This window comes from Prevotella sp. AM42-24, assembly GCF_003461825.1.
Lineage (GTDB): Bacteria > Bacteroidota > Bacteroidia > Bacteroidales > Bacteroidaceae > Prevotella > Prevotella hominis.
The window spans coordinates 13,052-32,643 of sequence record NZ_QTXV01000025.1 but is presented as its reverse complement, the minus strand read 5'-3'; the positions used below and the strand labels follow the sequence as shown (position 1 = coordinate 32,643).

Sequence of the window (19,592 nt, the reverse complement as noted above, 5' to 3'; positions counted from 1 at the left end):
AAGCCGAGACGAATGTGAAGGCGAAAAGTCTGCGCCAGTTTGTGGCTGCCAACCAGTCCAAGAAGGGCCTTCCGCATCTCCATGAATGATTATAAAGAGGAAGAATGGGTTACGAATATACCGCTCTATGCGGTCAATGGTCTCGAATTTTAGCTATTGAAAACAGGATAGTATGGGGGATGAATATTTAGATATGGCGCATGATGTTGTATGCCCATATCATGATTTCGAATGTGCAGAAGGGGATAAGAAACTGCTTGCGATTTAGTAAAGAGTTGATTCTCCCCATATAATCCCTATTGGTAAACCATTGGCTGAAAAGCAGGAAAGGGGCTAAGACAATGCCGACTAAGGCTATCACGATGTTGGGATTCATGGTGACGGCAGCCACCATGTCGCCCTTGAGCAAAAGGCTCAAGGCCCTTGTCATCCCGCATCCAGGACAAGGTATTCCCAATGCCCATTTGGTGGGGCATAGGAGAATATTTACCTTGTAGTGGATGTAGATAAACATCCATGCGATGCCCAATAGGTAAAGCGCCGACAATATGATCGTTTCTCGTTTGCCCATTTGGTTTAGATGAGAGACATCAATTTCTCGAAGTTCTTTTCCTTGGTTCTCTTCATGATCAGGAAGTAATCGACAATGGTCCAGATGCCGCATCCGCCGCATGTCAGCAACTTGGCTATTCCGAGTCCTGTGTCGCCAATGTAGAAGCGGTCAATGCCTAAGCCGCCGACTAACAGTGACAGGATGAGTGTTGTGACAGGGTCTTTGAACTGGAGAGAATACATCAATGATTTCTTCGATTCGTCCAGCTGGTCGAATTTCTGCTTGAGCATCATGATGTTTTCTTCTGGAAAGTATTTGCTATATGTCATTAATAGCATATTGGTTTGTTCGCTCATAGTGATATATTTCTATAGGATAATGATATTGTATTGATGATGAACGAGGAAGAACCAGAAGGCTCTTCCTCAAATGACTTGTTTAAAAATACGTCATAAACTTTTTATAGTTGTATTCACGTGTTCTCTTACCTACGGTGAACAGGTCGATGAGTGACCAAATGCCGCCTGCACCACAAGTGATGAGTTTGACAACTGCTAATCCTGTATCGCCCAACCAGAAACGATCGGCTCCGAAACCTCCCAAGAAGAAAGCGAAAAGGAATCCGACTGTAGGATTTTTCCAGTCTGTTGAAATCAACATGGTCTCTTTGTCCTCGCCGAGTGTGGCTAATTTATCCTTGATCTGACCTACCATCATAGGAGGAAAGAACTTGGCATTCGCCATCATGAACTGATCAATTTTTTCTTTTTCCATAATCTTTATTTTTGTTATTAAGTTAAGAATGTTAAGATCTATTATGTATATTTACTTTTACTTTCTAACACTGCAAATATAATAAAATAAATGAATATATCCTAATTCTATGTCGATTTTTTTTCAAAAAAGTTATTTTTTCCTTTTTTTTGACCATTCCGTTTATTCCATTTGTAGTGTAACCTTTGTTACACCTTATTATATATAGGTAACGAGTAGAGCCTAAAGTATGTGCTAACTTATCAACGACCTTGGTGGCTTTCCTTATTATGCCTAGAACCATCTCTTCTTCATTTTCTTCAAGAAATCCTTGGTGATAGGGAAGCCGGAGGCATCACCTATTACGGAGTCGGTATAACAGAAGGGACATTCTGCTGTAGGCGGCTCATCAGGGAGGTAATCCGTGATTTCGGATGGCGAGAAGATTTCGCAGCAGCTGAAGCAGCCGCACTTTTCAGACTTCTCTATCTGTTCCTTGTTGCTGAAGCTGCAATCGTGAGCCTGGCGGAAGATCCTGTCTTTCTCCTCCTCTTCTTTCTGCTTTTTCTCAGCCTTTTCCAGATAACCCTTGAATCGTCTTTGAAGATAGAGCGGCACATGATAGTGAGGGGCGAAGACATACAGCGACGGAACGTGGTCGTGGTATTCGTAGCTGGGACCATCTATCACGGTATAGCTGTCATCCGTCTCATCATATGGCAGTTCATCCAATCCCCTTTTATCCTTGACAGCCTGGTTTCTCTCCCAGATCCATTCGGTGGTAAGCGGAGTACCGACAACGATGGCAAGTTTCACCTCATCGCCACGATATACTTCCACGATGTCACCTTTCTGGAATCTGATCTGTTCTGCGCTTCTGCCTCGGAAGGTCTCGTCAGGATGACGGTCGTATGCATGCGAATCGCAGACTCCGGGATAGTAAATGCTGAAACCCGAACAGCAGTAAGACCGGTCGATCAGTTTTCCCTCACCGTCATACACTCTTTCAGAAAGACATTCGCGGTCGTAGTGCAACAGTCCCATTGGAATCTCCGAGATATAATAGCAGAAGGTATCCAGCGGATAGTCGTCTTCCTCCTTCATCTTTTTGCGGTAAAGGACATCCTGGTGCATCAGTCTTTCAGCCTCTTCAAGGGTTGTGGTGAAGGCTTGCGGACAATAGGTGTTCACCTTGTATTTCGGGTAATGTGAACGCTTCTTCTCCTCCAGCTCTTCCGTTTCTAAAACTTCGAGCTTGAAGATGGCAGGAACATCCCGATGCTGTGGATGCTCAGCCAATTGCTTGAAATCTTCGTATGTCATGGGATGGTTATTTTAAAAATTTGTGAAAGTCAATCGTAATCCATCGGCTAACCCCCTCAGTGTCAGGAAATCACCCATTCCAGAGTATTCACCTCGTCTTTGACAGAGAAGTTCAAGCCCACCTTTACAATTTCCTTATTCTTCAAGGCAAAGGCTTGGGCATAATGCTTGTCATTGATTTGGTCTAATGCCTCTTGCGCACTCTTATTGAATTTCAGTTCCATCACATAGATGGTGTCGGCAGTCTCCATCGTGATGTCGATTCTCCCTTTAGCCGTGTGCTGCTCCACAATAATATTGTAGTCAGTAAGCAAGGCAAAGATGATATAAAACATCTGCTGGTAATGTCCCTCATAATCCGTATTGGCACAATAAGGCACTGTCGCCAAGAAGTCTGCCAAGAGTTGTAACGCCCCTTCCATATCCTTGTCTTCCAGATAGGTGGAAATATCCGCTATCACCACCTTTCCTTCATCAGATTCCGATTGCACATATCCAGGCAACAAGCTCTCATAAAGACCGATAAAAATTTCTCGATTTGGAATATCCAAGGTATAAACCCTGGTCTTTTTCTCGTACCCTTTGATGGTGGAATATCCGCTTTGGTAAAGCAAAGGCAACAAACTCGTCATTTTTTCCGTAGCAGCATCAAAAGAGGAAGCCTTGGCTCTCATCCTGCCCAGCATAGAAGGAAGAACCTTGAATTTTCTCATCATGTTGATAAGATAAACAGGTGTGCCAGACTCAAACCAAAAAGCTCTCAAATCTTGTTTTGCGAAACAATTAAGCAAGCTATAAGGATTGAAAATATCAGGCGATGGCCATGTGAAGTGATAACCATCATAATGGTCTTTGAGCTCCTGAATGGTCTCCTTCCTGCTCAGTTCTAGATGCTTGGCAAGAGCGTCGATGTCATCACTCATCTGGGTCAACATTTCCTCCTTGGTGATGCCGCAGATGCCGGCGTAAGGCTCGTCCATACTCACGTTGGTGATGTTGTTCAGCTCGCTGAAGATGCTGAGCTGTGAAAACTTCGTGATGCCCGTCATAAAGACAAATCGAAGCATAGACTCGTTTCCCTTCAGAGGACTATAGAAGTTGCGCATTGTGTTACGGAGCTCATCGAGTTTTTCCTGTTCATGCGCCACATCCAGCAGCGGAGCGTCATATTCATCAATGAGTACCACCACCTGCTTGCCTGTCTTTTGGGAAATCACTTCTATCAAGTCATTGAACCGATTATTGTTTCCGTTACGGTGATTTTCTATACCATACTTTTGTTCATAATCTTCCAAAAGGTAGCCCAGATGCTCTTCTAACTGCTCCTTCTCCATGTGCTTACCCTTGCTCAGGTCGAAGTGCAGAACAGGATAAGTATTCCACTCCTTTTCCAGCTTCTCGATGGCAAGCCCCTTGAACAGTTCCTTCTTTCCCTCGAAATAACTTTGGAAGGTGGAAACCAGCAGCGATTTACCGAAACGGCGTGGGCGACTCAAGAAGAAATACGTTCCATCCGTATGAGTCATACGATAGACATATTCCGTCTTATCTATATAGAACTTATCCTCCTTGCGGATCCGTTCAAATGTCTGAATTCCTATAGGATATAATTTTCTTGCCATTGCGTCATCGAATTAATTCATTTGCAAAGCTACAACAAAAAAATGATACCACCAAACTTTAATGAGGGAAAATCTTCTCTGCGTTTCTGCATCTCAGCGAATGAGAGGCGATTTACAAAGGATACTCCTCGAAAGCATAGAGTACAGTGCTCAAGTAACGCTCACCAGTATCTGGCAAGAGGGCTACGATCTTCTTGCCCTTGTTCTCAGGACGCTTCGCAATCTCAGTGGCTGCAAAGGCTGCAGCTCCTGATGAGATTCCTACCAGCAGACCCTCGGTCTGAGCCAAATCACGACCAGCCTTGATGGCATCATCGTTCTGAATGTCCAATACCTCATCGATGTATTCAGAAGAGTAAGTCTCTGGAATGAAACCGGCACCGATGCCCTGAATCTTGTGAGGACCGCTCTGTCCGCCGTTCAATACAGGCGATGTGGCTGGCTCTACGGCAATCACCTTCACGTTAGGATTCTGCTCCTTCAAGTACTTGGCGATACCCGAAATGGTTCCACCGGTTCCTACACCGGCTACGAAGATATCAATCTCGCCATCAGTATCAGCCCAGATCTCTGGACCCGTTGTAGCATAGTGCTTGGCAGGGTTGGCTGGGTTGGTGAACTGTCCTAAAATCACAGAACCAGGGATGGAATCTCTCAACTCCTCGGCAGCCTTGATGGCACCCGGCATACCGTCTTTGCCGCTGGTCAATTTCACCTGTGCGCCGTAAGCCTTCACCAAGTTTCTGCGCTCGATACTCATCGTCTCAGGCATGGTGAGGATGAGGTGGTAGCCTTTCACGGCTGATACCAAAGCCAATCCAACACCTGTATTGCCACTGGTAGGTTCGATGATGGTAGCTCCCGGTTTGAGGAGTCCCTTCTGCTCTGCATCCTCGATCATGGCGAGGGCTACGCGGTCTTTTACGCTTCCGCCTGGATTGAAGAATTCTACCTTAGCAATTACAGGAGTCTCCAAACCCTTGGATGCTGAATATTTTCCCAATTCTACTAATGGGGTCTTACCGATTAAATCAGTAATCTGCTTATATATCTTTGCCATAACTGTACTCTAATTTTAATCATTAATAATTCACTACTCACTACTTTACATAAGTGAATGCCTCGTCGAGTGCCTCAATCAAGTCGTCGATATTCTCGATACCGATGCTCAGGCGAACGGTAGAAGGATAGATGTGCTGTTCCTCCAACTCCTCTGGACTCAACTGAGAGTGGGTAGTGGTGGCTGGGTGGATAACCAGTGACTTCACATCGGCTACGTTAGCCAGCAAAGAGAAGATGCGCAGGTGGTCGATGAACTCCCATGCTTCTTTCTCGCCGCCCTTGATATCGAAGGTGAAGATAGAACCACCGCCGTTAGGGAAGAGCTTCTTGTAGAGCTCGTGGTCTGGATGAGAAGGAACGGCTGGGTGATTTACCTTAGCCACCTTAGGATTGTTCTCCAGATACTCTACCACCTTCAAGGCATTCTGTACGTGGCGCTCTACACGGAGGCTCAATGTCTCCAAGCCCTGAAGAAGAATCCAGGCATTGAATGGAGAGATGGTAGCACCGGTATCACGAAGGATGACCGCACGGATACGGGTTACGAAGGCAGCTGCTCCGGCTACATCTGCGAAGACTGCACCGTGATAAGATGGGTCTGGCTTGGCGAGAGTAGGGAACTTGTCGGCATTTGCCTTCCAGTCGAACTTACCGCCATCTACGATGACACCACCGAGAGATGAACCATGACCGCCGATAAACTTGGTAGCAGAGTGAACCACGATATCTGCTCCGTGCTCGATAGGGCGGATGAGATATGGAGTGCCGAAGGTATTATCGATAATCAATGGGATGTTGTGGCGATGAGCAATCTCTGCCAACTTATCGATATCAGTTACATCAGAGTTAGGATTTCCGAAGGTCTCTGCATAGAGAGCCTTGGTATTGTCCTGAATGGCTGCCTCTACCTGCTCGAAGTTGCGAGGATCTACGATGGTGTAGCTTACCCCCTGTGTAGATAATGTATGAGTGATGAGGTTATAAGTACCACCATAGATGTTGTCGGCAGCTACGATGTGGTCGCCATTCTGAAGGATGTTCTGCAGAGCGTAGGTTACTGCGGCTGCACCAGAAGCAACTGCCAAACCGGCTACACCACCTTCGAGGGCAGCTACACGATCCTCGAATACACCCTGAGTAGAGTTGGTCAAGCGACCATAGATGTTACCAGCGTCACGGAGACCGAAGCGATCGGCAGCGTGCTGAGAGTTGCGGAACACATAACTTGTGGTCTGGTAGATAGGCACCGCACGAGCGTCGGTAGCTGGATCTGGATTTTCCTGACCTACATGCAACTGAAGTGTCTCAAAGCGAAGTTTCTTTTCTGTACTCATAATCTATGTCCTTTCTTTTTTAAAAATTTTACGTCAATATGTCCTTATTCATTTATATAAATCTGTCGCCCAGAAATCAGATTGAAGTTCTCTCTGAAAGACATTCTGATGTCTGTCTGAAAGTCATCATACTGTTTGTTCTGATTGACGTTGCAAAGGTACGGCGATTTTCTGGATTCTGAAATAGCACATGAGTAGTATTCCTGCTACCACGTTTGTGGTATTCGGGCGTTTTTCGGCTAAAAAAGGGGTAAAATTACTTAATTTGGCCGATTATTTTTCCGTAATTTAGCCATTTTTTATTCCCGAATTTGGCATTTTCAAAACCTTTAAATTCTATAGACGTATGAAATTATAAAATCGGACATCTTAAAAAAAAACCGAAAAATGCTTTCTTTTTTCAAAGAAAAATGTTATTTTTGCAGGCATACATATAAAATCTTACAATCGAAAACATTAAAAACTGAATGGCTTATGGCATCTGTTGTTTCTATTATTCCTATCGTATTGCTGTTCGTCTTGATGCTCGGCTTCAAGATGGCAGGTCATAAGAGCGCCTTGCTGACGCTCGTGGTTACCGTGTTGCTTGCTCTCTTCGCAGCTTCGCCGCTGGGTATGATAGCTCCGGAACATGCGGAGGATAGCGTTATCGCCCTGACGGGATGGGCAGTGCTGGAAGGCATCCTGAAGGCGGTGTTCCCGATTCTCATCATCATCCTGATGGCTATTTATAGCTATAATATCCTTGTGGAAAGCAAGCAGATTGAGGTAATCAAGAAACAGTTTACGTCGATTACCGATGATAAGGGACTGCTCGTGCTGCTCCTCGTATGGGGCTTCGGCGGACTGCTCGAAGGTATGGCGGGTTTCGGAACGGCGGTGGCGATACCTGCTGCCATCCTCATCGGACTCGGATTCAAACCGATGTTCTCGGCTCTGGTGTCCTTGATCGGTAATACCGTGGCTACGGGATTTGGTGCCGTGGGTGTACCGGTTACTACGCTCTGTAACGAGGTGGCTGAAAGCGGATCGGCTTCGGCGGCACAGATTTGCGAGACTTCGGCCTTCGCCATTATCCAGCTGGCACCTCTCTTTATCATCCTGCCTTTCATCATCCTGACGCTTACCGATAAGCACAATTTTATCAAGAATCTCATCATCGCCCTTTGGGTGGGAGTGATTTCCGTGGTAGTACAGTTTGTATGCGGCTATTATCTCGGTTCGGAGACTCCAGCCATCATCGGTTCGTTGGCTGCCATTATTGCCATCATCGCATACGCCAAGGTATTTGCCAGAAAGAGCAAGGTGCAGGATAATGAAACTTTTACTTTTGCCGAGAGTCTGAAGGCATGGAGTGTTTACCTCTTTATATTGATATTCATCCTGGTTTCCGGAGCCCTCTGTCCTCCGGTCAATGCTTTCCTCAAGAGTCATCTGGTGAGTGCGGTTCATCTGCCTGTGCTCGATAGCACCTTTAAGTTTGGCTGGATTTCCAATGCGGGCTTGATGCTCTTTCTGGGTGCTACGATCGGTGGATTGATACAAGGGTTGAGCCTCAAGAGACTGATGGTGATTCTTGCCCGTACCACGGTGAATCTGCGCAAGACGGTGGTGACCATTTGTTCGCTGATAGCCCTGGCGAGTGTGATGAACTATTCGGGAATGATTACTTCCATCGCCTCTGGATTGGTGGCAGTGACGGGTGATTTCTATCCTTTGGTTGCTCCGATGATTGGTGCCATCGGAACTTTCGTAACGGGTTCTGATACCTCTTCGAATATTCTCTTTGCCAAGCTCCAGGCTCATGTTGCCAACCAGTTGGGTATGACAGGACAGAGCACATTCTTTGGAATGGAGGGCGGTCAGGAGAACTGGCTGGTTGCTGCCAATACCACGGGAGCCACGGGTGGCAAGATGATCAGTCCGCAGAGCATCGCCATCGCTACTGCAGCCTGCGATATGGAGGGAAAGGATGGAGAGATTCTCCGTTCGGCTATTCCATACGCCCTGTTGTATATCGTATTGGGCGGACTGATGGTTTATTTCGGTTGCTGATATTCTTTTCCTTATAAAACAAAACTGTTCTCATCTGTTATCTCAGATGGGGACAGTTTCTGTTTATAAATTGACATTTAGATATCTATAAAGCTTTTGCCCTTTCAGGGCGTGTGGCGTACATGATAAGCTTTCTGTCTTTTAAGCATGTCTTTTCTCGTAAGCGAGACTGTGGTCGTGACGGTCGATATCATGTTTAGACTTGCTCTTCACCACGAGCCATACACCCGAGAAAACGAGCAGGGCTGCTATCGCCTGCATACCCTTGAACACGGCGAGCCCCACGATGACACTCACGCTCACCGATACTAATGGCTGCACATAATTATATACACTCACCACGGTAGGGCGCAGCGTCTTCTGTCCGATCATCATGCAGATGTAGGCCACGAAGGTGCCGAAGAATATCACATAGCCCGTCTCCCACCAAGTGCTCATCGGAACTTCAGCGAAAGGAATGGCTGATACATGACCGATGGTGAATGGCCAGATGAAGAGTGTGGCCCAGAGAAACATCCACTTGTTGATGGTGAAGAGGGAATACTTTGACAGCAGATTCTTGAAGAGCGAGAGGTAGAGCGCAAAAGAGAGCTGAGCCGACATACAGAGCAGATCGCCCCAGATGTTACCCACCTTCGCATTGCCCGCCGTGGCACTTGTCAGGATGATGATGCAGGCACCTGCACAGCCCATCAGCACACCGAGCGCTTTCTTCCAGGTGATAGGTTCCTTCAGGATGAAGAAGGAGAGAATCATCGCAAAGATAGGCATCGAAGTAGTCATGATGCTGGAGTTGCTCGGAGAGGTCATGTTCAGTCCGATGGTATAAGAACATTGGTTGAAAACGAGGGCGAAAAGTCCTGCTGCAGCAAACATGAAGATATCTTTTACTGGTACGTGCTCCTTCTTGGTGAAGAGAGAAGCGAGCCAGAAGAGAATGGCACCGCCCAATACACGGAAGCTCACGAGGTCGATGCCGTCGATGCCGTGGAGCATCGCATCCTTGCCTACGGGAGCCATCAATCCCCAGAATGCACCGGAGCAGAAAAGACACAGGTGGGCGATGAGAGGTCGTTTGTTATCCATTTTTCTTTATTTATATTAAATTAGTCGATATTTATCGTTAAAATCGGGTGCAAAGGTACTAATTTTCAAGGAATTTTGCTATATTTGCGGTAGAAAATTTTAAAATAGGAGATGTTCTTATGCAGAAATACGCTGATTATATTAAACAGATTGAGATAGACTCTCTCTGGAGTGGTACCAAACATATTCTTTGGAACCTCGACCGCCGTGTCAATATCCTGAGTGGTGTAAACGGCGTGGGCAAGAGTACTATATTAAATAAGGTGGTGAAGGGCCTCGCTGCCGGTGGGGAATTCCCGAGCCACATGATCAAGGGGGTGCATCTCAAGGTGGAGCCTGAGGAAGCCAAGTGGATACGCTACGATGTGATTCGCTCGGTGGATAGGCCGTTGATGAATGCCGAGATGATCAACAAGATAGACCTCACGCTGGTTACTGAACTCGACTGGCAACTGTTCCAATTGCAGCGCAAGTATCTCGACTATCAGGTGAACATCGGCAATCGCATCATCGCCGTGCTGCAGAGTGGTGATCCTGATGCAGCCGCCAAGGCACAGAAACTGAGTGAACCGAAGAGGATGTTCCAGGATATAGTGGACAGTCTCTTCAAGGATACGGGCAAGACCATCGTGCGCACAGCCAACGAGATCCGCTTCGATCAGATAGGCGAACAGCTCATGCCTTACCAGCTCTCTGCCGGCGAAAAGCAGATACTTGCCATCCTCCTCACCGTGCTGGTGGAGGACAATCAGCCTTACGTGCTCTTCATGGACGAACCGGAAATCAGTCTCCACTTCGAATGGCAGAAGCAGCTCATCGGACTGGTGCTCCAACTGAACCCTAACATCCAGATCATCATGACTACCCACAGTCCTGCCGTGGTCATGGATGGATGGACGGATAAAGTCACCGAAGTGAATGATATCACCATCAAGTGAATCTCTTTCAGATGATTTCAGAGATTTCAGATTCAGATGAGTGAAGGAAAAGTTTTCGCTCTAAACTTGAAAACACGACTATTATGGCTAAACGTTTAACCGATAATATCAATTCCCTATACTTCGAGGCTGCCAACAGGATGACCTCGAAGAAGGCGAGACGTAAGATAGTGGCTTACGTCGAGAGCTATGATGACGTATTCTTCTGGCGGTCTGTACTTGGTAAGTTTGAGGATGAAACTCGCTATTTCGACATCATGCTGCCTTCACGCAACCTGCATCTGGACCGTGGCAAGAAGGCTGCGGTATCGAGTATGCTCAAGGGAGTGGGCAAGGATATGATAGCCTGCGTGGATGCCGACTACGATTATCTCCGACAGGGCACTACCGAGGCTTCGCAGCTGATGCTCGAAAATCCATACATCTTCCATACCTATGCCTATGCCATTGAAAACTACCAGTGCTATGCCAAGGGGCTACACGAAACCTGCGTGATGGTGACGCTCAACGACCGTCGCATCTTCGACTTCGAGCATTTCCTGGAAGCTTATTCCCGTACGATATGGCCCCTCTTCGTTTGGCACATGCTTTTCTACATTCGTTTTCGCAAGATGTCGATGCATTTGGATATGGCTGAGTTTGACAAGGTGATCGTGCTGCCATCCGTACGAATCAGAGATCCTCAATGGGCGATAGACTATCTCGCCAAGAAGGTGAAGGCAAAGCTCTTCCAACTGGAGCGTCATTTCCCGAAGCACAAGGTCTATCTTCCCGAGATGGAAACTTATCTTCACAACCTCGGGGTAACTGAGACCAATACCTATTTATATATACAGGGTCATCATCTCTTCGACCTGGTGGTGAGTCCCATCGTGCAGAGTGTATGTGATGCCCTGCGCAACGACCGCGAGAATGAAATCCGTGACCGTGCCATCCATTCCGAGCAGGCTCGCACCGAAATGGCATGTTATGAGAACAGCTTGGGCAAGGTGAAGATGATGATGAAGAAGAACACCTTCTACCAGTTCTCTCCGGAATTCCAGAAGATACAGGCGGATATTGAGGAGTATTTGAAAAGGTAAAAAGAATTTTTAAAGGTAAAAGGGTAAAAGGGTAAAAAGGTAAAAAGAGCCTGGCGGAATGTCATCTGCCTGCTTTCTTTTTACTTTTTTACCCTTTTACCCTTTTACCTTTTTACTTTTTTACCTTTAAACTATACGTATGTCTCCAGGAACTTCAGCGTTCCTTCTATCTTCAAAGTTTGGGTAGAGGCAGGAACTACGATGCTCTCGCCGCCCTGGAGCGTAATCTCATTACCCTCGTTGTCGGTTATCTTTGCCTTGCCCTTCAAGCCAATCAGAATCACGAAGCTGTCCAACTCTGAATAATCCAGCGTCATAGGCTCATCGAGATCATAGACGGCGGTGGTGAAGTAAGGGCACTGCACCATGCTAACACCCTGATTTTTGGCAGGAGTGTAATGCTGGCGATAGTCTGCCTGCACGGTATAGTCGATGCACTCGGCAGCCTCCTTGGTGTGGAGCTGGCGATAGTTGCCATCCTTGTCCTTGCGCTTGAAATCGTAGATGCGGTAGGTCACATCGCTGGTCTGCTGGATTTCAGCCACGAAACAGCCGGTTCCGATGGCGTGGATTCTGCCGGCAGGAATAAAGAAGCAGTCGCCTTCCTTCACGTCATACTGAGCCAGGGCATCGGTGATGGTATCATTCTCCACCATCTCCTTGTACTGCTCCGGTGTAATCTGCATCTTCAAGCCATTATAGAGTTTGGCGTCCGGTTCGCTTGGCAATGCATACCACATCTCGGTTTTACCACGCTCCTTGCCCTGTTTGTGGGCAATCTCATCATTAGGATGCACCTGGATAGAGAGGTCGCTGTTGGCGTCAATAAACTTGATGAGCAATGGAAATTCATTTCCGAAACGCTTGTAGTTCTCCTCCCCAAGGAAACTTCCCTTGAGTTCTTTCACTACCTCATTGAGGCTCTTGCCCTGCATCTCGCCATCAGCTACGATGCTTTCTTTGCCTGGTACTCCAGAGATTTCCCAGCTTTCGCCCACTTTCTCCTGCTTTACGTCGAGATGTTTGAAAGCGATAATCTTACTGCCACCCCAGATGGTGGATTTTAATAGTGGTTGAAATTTTAATGGTTTCATGTTGTATGAAATTTTATTTAGTTGATAAAAATGTGCATGTGCACTGAATTCTCCCAAGGCAATCCGTCGTGTCAGAATATCCGCTCTGATGGGAAAATGCCTTTCCGACTTTATACCTTATTATATATATAACGCATTTCTTTAGAAAACTACTTAGTTTAGTAAGCGCTTTTTTTTCCTTTCAAATACCAGAATTCAAATATCTGATATGCTGTCATCTGATATGATTTATCCGACAACTCATTCCATATATTAGTTCTCCTTCCAGAACGCCGGAGTAAAGATTACCAGCACACTGAAAATCTCAAGACGACCAATCAGCATCATCAGCGAGCAGAACCATTTAGCCAGGTCGGGCAGTTCGCTCCACGACATGGTAGGTCCGATTTCCGTACCTAAGGTAGGTCCTACATTACCCACGCAACTCAGCGTGATGGTGATGGCATTGGTATTGTCGATGCCCATCGCAATCATCGTGAAGGAGATGACCAGACAGATGATGAGATAGGTGGTGAGGAAGGCGAGCAGGGTGACACGCTTCTGCATTGGCACGTTGACACCGTCTATCTTCAGCGGCAGCACGGCATTCGGATGCAGAATTTGACGGAACTCATTCTTCACCATTCTCACGAGCATCACGCCACGGATACATTTCAGTCCACCGCTTGTACTGCCCGAGCACGCTCCGAAGAACATACATGTAGCCAGGATAACCCAGGTGACATGAGGCCAGAGGGCGGCATCATCATTGAAGAGACCTGTGGTGGTGATAAACGAAACCACCTGGAATACGGCGCTGCGGAAGGCATGCTCCAGGTCGTAATTGCGCAGCGTAACCAGTTCTATCATGATGAAGGCGGTGAATGCCATGACAAGTAGGGTATAGAACTTGAATTCTGAATTCTTGAACAGATCCTTGATTTTGAACTTGATGACTGCTGCATAGAGCAGCGTGAAATTCACGCCCGATAGGAAACAGAAGAAAGCACAGATGTATTCTAATGCCGGCGAATGGAAGAACTCAGTACTGCTGTTGTGAGTAGAGAAACCTCCCGTAGCCGTGGTGGTCATCGCGTAGTTGAAACTGTCGAAGAGATTCATTCCCGCTATATAATAGGAGAGGATGCATGCGATGGTGAGCACCAGGTAGACACTCCAGATCCATTTGGCAGAGGTGGAGAGACGGGGATGCAACTTAGACTTGATGGGTCCCGTGGCCTCTGCCGCAAACACCTTGGTCTGTCCTCCGACAAGCGAAGGCAGCAGGGCGATGGTGAAGAACACAATTCCTAATCCGCCTATCCACTGGGTGAGCGACCGCCAGAAGAGCAGTCCGTGGGGGAAACATTCCACATCGTCGAGGATGGTGGCTCCCGTGGTGGTAAATCCCGACATCGTCTCGAAGTAGGCATCCGTAAAACTGTGGATGTAACCGCTAATCATGAAGGGCAGCGTGCCGAAGAGACTGAAGACAATCCAGGAGAGCGAAACCACGAGGTAGGCATCACGGCGCGACATTGTATTGTCGGCTCCATGACCTCTCCATTTCAAAATCAGTCCGCCTCCGATGGTGGTAAGTGTAGCCACGATGAAGGCAAAGATGTCGTCCTGCTGATAGTAGAGAGCTACCAGCAGACTGATGAAGAGCAGGAATGCCTCGATGAAGAGGAGCTGTCCTAAGATCTTATATATCAGTTTACTGTTTATCATATAAAGTACTTCTCAATTTTCTTCATGTTGATGTTGTGGCAGAATACCATCACGGAGTCGCCCGGTTCTATCTGTGTATGTCCGGAAACGAGCATTCCCTCGCCCTTGCGCACCAGTCCACCGATGGTTACACCGATAGGCATGCCGAGATCTTTCACTGGTTTCTTGGTTACCTTCGAATCCTCCTTGGCGATAAATTCCGCCACATCGGCATTGGCACTCATGAGGAAGCGCACGTTCATCACGTCGGCATCGAGCATCATCTGGTAGATATAGCTTGCCGCTATCGCCTTCTTATTGATGATGGTACCGATATCGAGACTCTCAGCCATGCTCACGTAATCCACGTTTTCCACCGCAGCCACGGTCTTTCTCACTCCCAGTCGCTTGGCGGTGAGGCAGGCGAGGATATTGGTTTCGGCATTGCCGGTGAGTGCCACGAAAGCCTGAGTGCTCCTGATTCCCTCCTCGGTAAGCAGCGGAATATCGCGACCGTCGCCATGAATGATGAGCGTCTTCCGGTCGTCGAGGATGTCATTGAGATATTCACATCTGTGTTCATCTATCTCGATGATTTTGGTCTCCATATACTCCGGCATCTTCTTCACGGCTCTCACGGCAGTACGTCCGCCGCCCATGACCATCACGTTCTTCACATCCACATAATGCTCCTTGCCAACAATCTTGCGGATGTATGGGATATAGTTGCGGGTAGTCATGAAGTAAGCCAGGTCGTAGAGCTTCAGTTCATCATAACCGCCCGGGATGATGGTTTCGCTGCCTCGCTTGATGGCCACCACATGGTAAGGGTCGTTGGGACCGCTGATGTCCTTGAGCGGCTTATTGAGAATTTCGCAGGTTTCGCGCAGTTTGATACCCAGCATGATGAGGGCGCCATCGTGCACATCCCATCTCTGGCGCACCCAACTCATCTTCAGTCCGTTGTTGATATCCACGGCGGCCAGCATCTCCGGATAGATCAGCTTGTCGATGCCCAGTTCGCGGAAGAAATCTTGTGCCTGCTGGTCCATGTATTCCGGATTATCCACCTTGGCAACGGTGCGCTTGGCTCCGAGTTTCTTGGCAAGGATGCAGGAAGTGATGTTCTTGCTCTCCAACGGCGTTACGGCGATGAAGAGGTCGGCATCCTGTATGTCAGCATTCTGCAAAATTTTCAGACTGGTAGGCTGTCCCAGCATGGTGAGCAGATCATAGTCAGAACCGATGCTGGCGAGTCGTTCCTCGCTATCATCAATGAGCGTGATATCCTCCTTGCTTCTGGAGAGCAATCGAGCCAGATGGGTACCTATGGCGTATGCGCCTGCAATAATGATTTTCATTCTTGATTTTCTATTGTTTTTCTGATGGACTCATTGTCCAGACCGATGATTTCTCTCAGCTGGGCTACGGTTCCATGTTCTACAAATTCGTCTGGAATACCCATCCTCGTTATCTGCGGACGGTATCCGTGGTCGCTCATCCATTCCAGAATGGCAGATCCGAATCCTCCCTTTCTCACTCCGTCTTCGATGGTGATGATGCGGTCAAATTTCTTTGCGATTTCTTCGAGCAGTGCTTCATCGAGCGGCTTGAGGAATCGCATATCGTAGTGGGCAATGCTCAATGCAGAAGCTGTTTCTATTTCAGCAATCACCTTTTCCACATCGTTTCCGATAGGTCCCAGGGTAAGTACCGCCACGTCATCGCCGTCTTTCAACTTGCGTCCGGTGCCGGTCTTGATTTCCTCCATCTCGTTCTTCCAATCTACCAGCACGCCCTTGCCTCTCGGATAGCGAATCACATAGCTGCCCTGTCCCGGGAGCTGGGCTGAGTACATCAGATTGCGCAGTTCATGCTCGTCCATAGGCGATGCGATGGTGAGATGGGGTATCGGGCGGAGCGCTGCCAGGTCGAAAGCACCGTGGTGGGTAGGTCCGTCTTCGCCTACCAGTCCGGCACGGTCCAGACAGAGTACTACAGGCAGATTGAGCAGCGCCATGTCGTGGATGATATTATCATAGGCTCTCTGTGCAAACGAACTGTAGATATTGCAGAAAGGTTGCAGTCCGTCCTTCGCCATACCGGCAGAGAAAGTCACGGCATGTCCTTCTGCGATACCCACGTCGAACACACGGTCGGGCATCGCCTTCATCATGATATTCATCGAGCAACCGGTAGGCATGGCAGGTGTCACACCCACGATCTTCTGGTTTTTCTCCGCCAGTTCGAGCAGGGTATTTCCGAAAACATCCTGGAACTTAGGAGGCTGGTTGCTGGTATCAGCGATGATACGCTCTCCAGTCTCCGGGTCGAATTTGCCCGGCGCATGCCAGATGGTGGCACTCTTCTCGGCAGGTTCATAACCCTTGCCCTTGGTGGTATGGAGATGCAGGAGCTTAGGTCCCTTCATGTCCTTGAGCTGCATGAGAACTCTTACTACCTCCTTCACGTCATGACCATCGAAAGGTCCGAAATATCGGATGTTCATTCCCTCGAAGATGTTCTGCTGATGGCTGAGTGCCGACTTCAGTGCATTGTTGAGCCGTATGATGCCCTTCTTGCGGTCTTCATTGAGATAGCCCTTGGAATGGAGCCACTGTGAAGCCTTGAAGCGCAACTTGTTGTAGGTCTCGTTGGTGTCGAGATTGAGGAGATATTTCTCCATACCTCCCACCGCCCGGTCGATACTCATATCATTATCATTCAGGATGATGAGCATGTTGTTTGGGGTGCTGGAAACATTATTGAGTCCCTCGAAGGCAAGTCCGCCACTCATGGCACCATCGCCTATCACCGCCACGGTATGCCTGTCTTCCTTGCCCGTCTTCTTGGCTGCCACCGCCATACCCAACGCTGCCGAAATGGAATTACTGGCATGACCGCAGGCGAAGGTATCATATTCGCTCTCTAAGGGTGAAGGGAAAGGACGGATGCCGTGCAACTTCCTGTTGGTGCAGAAAGAATCGCGGCGACCGGTAAGAATCTTATGACCATAAGCCTGGTGGCCCACATCCCAAACGATGCGGTCCTCAGGAGTATTGAATACGTAATGTAGGGCTACAGTTATCTCGACTACGCCAAGTGAAGACGCAAAATGACCAGGATTTACGGCTACCTCGTCGATGATGTCTTCCCTCAGTTCCTTGCAGACTTGGGGAAGTTGGTCAATACTCAACTTCCTCAAATCGTCTGGGTATTTTATCTTGCTTAAAAGACTAAACTTTTCTTGATCCATGTGTTCAACTCGTGAATAACTCTGCAAAGATAATGCTTTTTTGCTAATCCTAATCATATTTATCCCGATAATTTCGGTTTTTCAGTTTTTTCTTTGTATTTTTGCACAGAAATGTTGCCTTTTAGTGGGGGAATTGCATCATAAAAGTATAAAAATGCTTGATAAAAGCATGGTAAAACATGATCAAGCAATATATTAAGGTATGATGATGGCAAGTTAATTGCAAAATAATTGCAAAAAATAAGGAAGACAGTACCCCAATCTATTCGTAAAAACGTAATAATAAACAAATAACACATATAATAATATGAGAAAAAATGTAATCTTGATGGGAGCCTTGCTGATGGCTTCTATGTCGATGATGGCGCAGACCGGTAAGGGAGGCATCTCTACCCAGATGATCCAGCAGATGGAGAAATCACAGAAGGGCGGTACTGCCGAGAAGGCTCTCTTCAATGCCATCGCCAATAATAATATCGACGACCTGGTGAAAAATCCAGCCAATGCTGCTGCCGTGGATACTCATTTCAGTATCGAGACTCCGCAGCAGTCTATCCACAACCAGTTGAGCTCTGGCCGCTGCTGGATGTTCAGCGGTTTCAATGTGCTTCGCTCTAACTTCGCCCTCAACGACAAGCAGGGTAGAGTGGTGGAATTCTCGCAGGACTATCTCTTCTTCTACGACCAGTTGGAGAAGGCCAACCTCATGCTGCAGGGTGTTATCGACCTGGGCAAGAAGGATATCGAGGACCCTCAGGTGCAGTTCTTCTTCAAAAATCCGCTCAATGATGGCGGTACTTTCTGTGGCGTGATTGATCTTGCCGGCAAGTACGGACTGGTGCCTATGAGTGCCCAGCCTGAGACTTTCTCCAGCAACAATACTTCCCGAATGAGCCGACTGGTGAGCAGTAAACTCCGTGAGTATGGTCTGGAATTGCGCAAGATGGTGGCTGATGGCAAGAAAACTGCTGCCATTCAGGCTCGCAAGGCTGAGATGCTGTCACAGGTTTATCGCATGCTCTCTCTTACCTTGGGCGAACCGGTAAAGGAATTTACCTATGCTTTCCGCGACAAGGATGGCAAGCAGGTGGGCGAGGCGAAGAAGTATACTCCTAAGAGCTTCTATGAGGAGACGGTAGGTAAGAGTCTTGATAAGACTTACATTAGCGTTATGAACGATCCACGCCGTCCTTATCACAAGACCTACGAGGTGGAATACGACCGTCATACTTACGATGGTCACAACTGGAAATACCTGAACCTGCCGATGGAGGAAATCGCTAATCTCGCCATCGCTTCACTCAAGGGCGGACAGAAGATGTATTCCAGCTATGATGTGGGCAAGCAGCTCGACCGCAAGCGTGGTTATCTGGCTACCGACAACTTCGACTATGGTACGCTCTTCGGCACCTCCTTTGGTATGGACAAGGCTCAGCGCATCTCTACTTTCGACAGTGGTTCTACTCATGCCATGACCCTCACCGCTGTGGATCTCGATGCCAATGGCAAGCCGGTCAAGTGGAAGGTGGAAAACAGTTGGGGTGCTGACAATGGTTTCTCCGGTTGCTTCATCATGACCAACGACTGGTTTAATGAGTATATGTTCCGCTTGGTAGTAGATAAGAAATTCGCTTCTGAGCAGTTGCAGAAGGAGTTCGATCAGAAGCCAACCATGCTGACTCCAGACGATCCGTTGTTCCAGTTGGAAGATTAGTCTTGAAAAATAATAGGAGTATTCTCGGAAT

Annotated in this window: 16 protein-coding genes; 4 read left to right on the top strand and 12 right to left on the bottom strand. The window is 47.7% G+C overall.

The window, feature by feature from the left end:
* Nucleotides 1–187: 187 nt before the first annotated feature.
* The 7 genes from DW917_RS09000 to DW917_RS08965 form a co-directional block, all read right to left on the bottom strand.
* Entirely contained in the window at nucleotides 188–571 is a 384-nt protein-coding gene (locus DW917_RS09000) for a DUF2752 domain-containing protein (protein ID WP_118117960.1), read from the bottom strand.
* Between the two features lie 5 nt (nucleotides 572–576).
* Entirely contained in the window at nucleotides 577–891 is a 315-nt protein-coding gene (locus DW917_RS08995) for a TM2 domain-containing protein (protein WP_233524687.1), read from the bottom strand.
* 100 nt (nucleotides 892–991) lie between these two features.
* A complete protein-coding gene (locus DW917_RS08990) occupies nucleotides 992–1,327 on the bottom strand; it encodes a TM2 domain-containing protein (protein ID WP_118117956.1) in 336 nt (111 codons plus the stop codon).
* Between the two features lie 273 nt (nucleotides 1,328–1,600).
* The gene (locus DW917_RS17730; RefSeq protein ID WP_233524686.1) at nucleotides 1,601–2,629 is read right to left on the bottom strand and encodes a hypothetical protein; all 1,029 of its coding nucleotides are present in this window, start codon (nucleotides 2,627–2,629) and stop codon (nucleotides 1,601–1,603) included.
* A 62-nt stretch (nucleotides 2,630–2,691) separates the two neighbouring features.
* Nucleotides 2,692–4,251, bottom strand: a complete 1,560-nt coding sequence (locus tag DW917_RS08975; RefSeq protein WP_118117954.1) for an ATP-binding protein — start codon at nucleotides 4,249–4,251, stop codon at nucleotides 2,692–2,694.
* Nucleotides 4,252–4,363: 112 nt separating this feature from the next.
* Entirely contained in the window at nucleotides 4,364–5,311 is a 948-nt protein-coding gene (gene cysK / locus DW917_RS08970) for a cysteine synthase A (RefSeq protein WP_118117952.1), read from the bottom strand.
* 40 nt (nucleotides 5,312–5,351) lie between these two features.
* The gene (locus tag DW917_RS08965) at nucleotides 5,352–6,647 is read right to left on the bottom strand and encodes an O-acetylhomoserine aminocarboxypropyltransferase/cysteine synthase family protein (protein ID WP_006849406.1); all 1,296 of its coding nucleotides are present in this window, start codon (nucleotides 6,645–6,647) and stop codon (nucleotides 5,352–5,354) included.
* Nucleotides 6,648–7,121: 474 nt separating this feature from the next.
* Here DW917_RS08965 and DW917_RS08960 point away from each other — a divergent pair, with 474 nt between their 5' ends.
* Nucleotides 7,122–8,702 (top strand): L-lactate permease, encoded by a 1,581-nt coding sequence (locus DW917_RS08960; RefSeq protein ID WP_118117950.1) that lies wholly within the window; start codon nucleotides 7,122–7,124, stop codon nucleotides 8,700–8,702.
* Nucleotides 8,703–8,843: 141 nt separating this feature from the next.
* On the opposite strand, the gene DW917_RS08955 is transcribed toward DW917_RS08960, so the two are convergent.
* Nucleotides 8,844–9,788: a DMT family transporter gene (locus DW917_RS08955; protein ID WP_118117948.1), complete on the bottom strand. Its 945-nt coding sequence runs from the start codon at nucleotides 9,786–9,788 to the stop codon at nucleotides 8,844–8,846.
* A gap of 119 nt (nucleotides 9,789–9,907) precedes the next feature.
* Between DW917_RS08955 and DW917_RS08950 the strand changes: the two genes are divergently transcribed.
* Both DW917_RS08950 and DW917_RS08945 read left to right on the top strand, forming a co-directional pair.
* Entirely contained in the window at nucleotides 9,908–10,726 is an 819-nt protein-coding gene (locus DW917_RS08950) for an AAA family ATPase (protein WP_118117946.1), read from the top strand.
* 83 nt (nucleotides 10,727–10,809) lie between these two features.
* Nucleotides 10,810–11,808 (top strand): DUF4435 domain-containing protein, encoded by a 999-nt coding sequence (locus tag DW917_RS08945; protein WP_118117944.1) that lies wholly within the window; start codon nucleotides 10,810–10,812, stop codon nucleotides 11,806–11,808.
* Nucleotides 11,809–11,939: 131 nt separating this feature from the next.
* Here DW917_RS08945 and DW917_RS08940 read toward each other — a convergent pair whose 3' ends face one another.
* From DW917_RS08940 to dxs, 4 genes are all read right to left on the bottom strand, one after another.
* A complete protein-coding gene (locus DW917_RS08940) occupies nucleotides 11,940–12,902 on the bottom strand; it encodes a type I phosphomannose isomerase catalytic subunit (RefSeq protein ID WP_118117942.1) in 963 nt (320 codons plus the stop codon).
* 252 nt (nucleotides 12,903–13,154) lie between these two features.
* On the bottom strand, nucleotides 13,155–14,612 hold the full coding sequence (locus DW917_RS08935) for a TrkH family potassium uptake protein (protein WP_118117940.1): 1,458 nt from the start codon (nucleotides 14,610–14,612) through the stop codon (nucleotides 13,155–13,157).
* Nucleotides 14,609–15,952, bottom strand: a complete 1,344-nt coding sequence (trkA, locus tag DW917_RS08930; protein WP_118117938.1) for a Trk system potassium transporter TrkA — start codon at nucleotides 15,950–15,952, stop codon at nucleotides 14,609–14,611. Before trkA ends, DW917_RS08935 begins: the two co-directional genes overlap by 4 nt.
* Entirely contained in the window at nucleotides 15,949–17,847 is a 1,899-nt protein-coding gene (dxs, locus tag DW917_RS08925) for a 1-deoxy-D-xylulose-5-phosphate synthase (protein ID WP_118117935.1), read from the bottom strand. The genes trkA and dxs overlap by 4 nt, the downstream gene beginning before the upstream one ends.
* A 307-nt stretch (nucleotides 17,848–18,154) precedes the next feature.
* Between dxs and DW917_RS08920 the strand changes: the two genes are divergently transcribed.
* On the top strand, nucleotides 18,155–19,561 hold the full coding sequence (locus tag DW917_RS08920) for an aminopeptidase C (protein ID WP_118117933.1): 1,407 nt from the start codon (nucleotides 18,155–18,157) through the stop codon (nucleotides 19,559–19,561).
* Nucleotides 19,562–19,592 lie beyond the last annotated feature (31 nt).

What these genes read in the sequence shown, in the direction of transcription:
- DW917_RS08945 (WP_118117944.1), top strand. Translation starts at nt 10,810, where the DNA reads ATGGCTAAACGTTTAACCGATAATATCAATTCCCTATACTTCGAGGCT.
- DW917_RS08995 (WP_233524687.1), bottom strand. Translation starts at nt 891, where the DNA reads ATGCTATTAATGACATATAGCAAATACTTTCCAGAAGAAAACATCATG.
- DW917_RS08920 (WP_118117933.1), top strand. Translation starts at nt 18,155, where the DNA reads ATGAGAAAAAATGTAATCTTGATGGGAGCCTTGCTGATGGCTTCTATG.
- DW917_RS08935 (WP_118117940.1), bottom strand. Translation starts at nt 14,612, where the DNA reads ATGATAAACAGTAAACTGATATATAAGATCTTAGGACAGCTCCTCTTC.
- cysK (WP_118117952.1), bottom strand. Translation starts at nt 5,311, where the DNA reads ATGGCAAAGATATATAAGCAGATTACTGATTTAATCGGTAAGACCCCA.
- DW917_RS08950 (WP_118117946.1), top strand. Translation starts at nt 9,908, where the DNA reads ATGCAGAAATACGCTGATTATATTAAACAGATTGAGATAGACTCTCTC.
- DW917_RS09000 (WP_118117960.1), bottom strand. Translation starts at nt 571, where the DNA reads ATGGGCAAACGAGAAACGATCATATTGTCGGCGCTTTACCTATTGGGC.
- DW917_RS17730 (WP_233524686.1), bottom strand. Translation starts at nt 2,629, where the DNA reads ATGACATACGAAGATTTCAAGCAATTGGCTGAGCATCCACAGCATCGG.
- DW917_RS08960 (WP_118117950.1), top strand. Translation starts at nt 7,122, where the DNA reads ATGGCATCTGTTGTTTCTATTATTCCTATCGTATTGCTGTTCGTCTTG.
- DW917_RS08990 (WP_118117956.1), bottom strand. Translation starts at nt 1,327, where the DNA reads ATGGAAAAAGAAAAAATTGATCAGTTCATGATGGCGAATGCCAAGTTC.
- DW917_RS08940 (WP_118117942.1), bottom strand. Translation starts at nt 12,902, where the DNA reads ATGAAACCATTAAAATTTCAACCACTATTAAAATCCACCATCTGGGGT.
- DW917_RS08975 (WP_118117954.1), bottom strand. Translation starts at nt 4,251, where the DNA reads ATGGCAAGAAAATTATATCCTATAGGAATTCAGACATTTGAACGGATC.
- DW917_RS08965 (WP_006849406.1), bottom strand. Translation starts at nt 6,647, where the DNA reads ATGAGTACAGAAAAGAAACTTCGCTTTGAGACACTTCAGTTGCATGTA.
- dxs (WP_118117935.1), bottom strand. Translation starts at nt 17,847, where the DNA reads ATGGATCAAGAAAAGTTTAGTCTTTTAAGCAAGATAAAATACCCAGAC.
- DW917_RS08955 (WP_118117948.1), bottom strand. Translation starts at nt 9,788, where the DNA reads ATGGATAACAAACGACCTCTCATCGCCCACCTGTGTCTTTTCTGCTCC.
- trkA (WP_118117938.1), bottom strand. Translation starts at nt 15,952, where the DNA reads ATGAAAATCATTATTGCAGGCGCATACGCCATAGGTACCCATCTGGCT.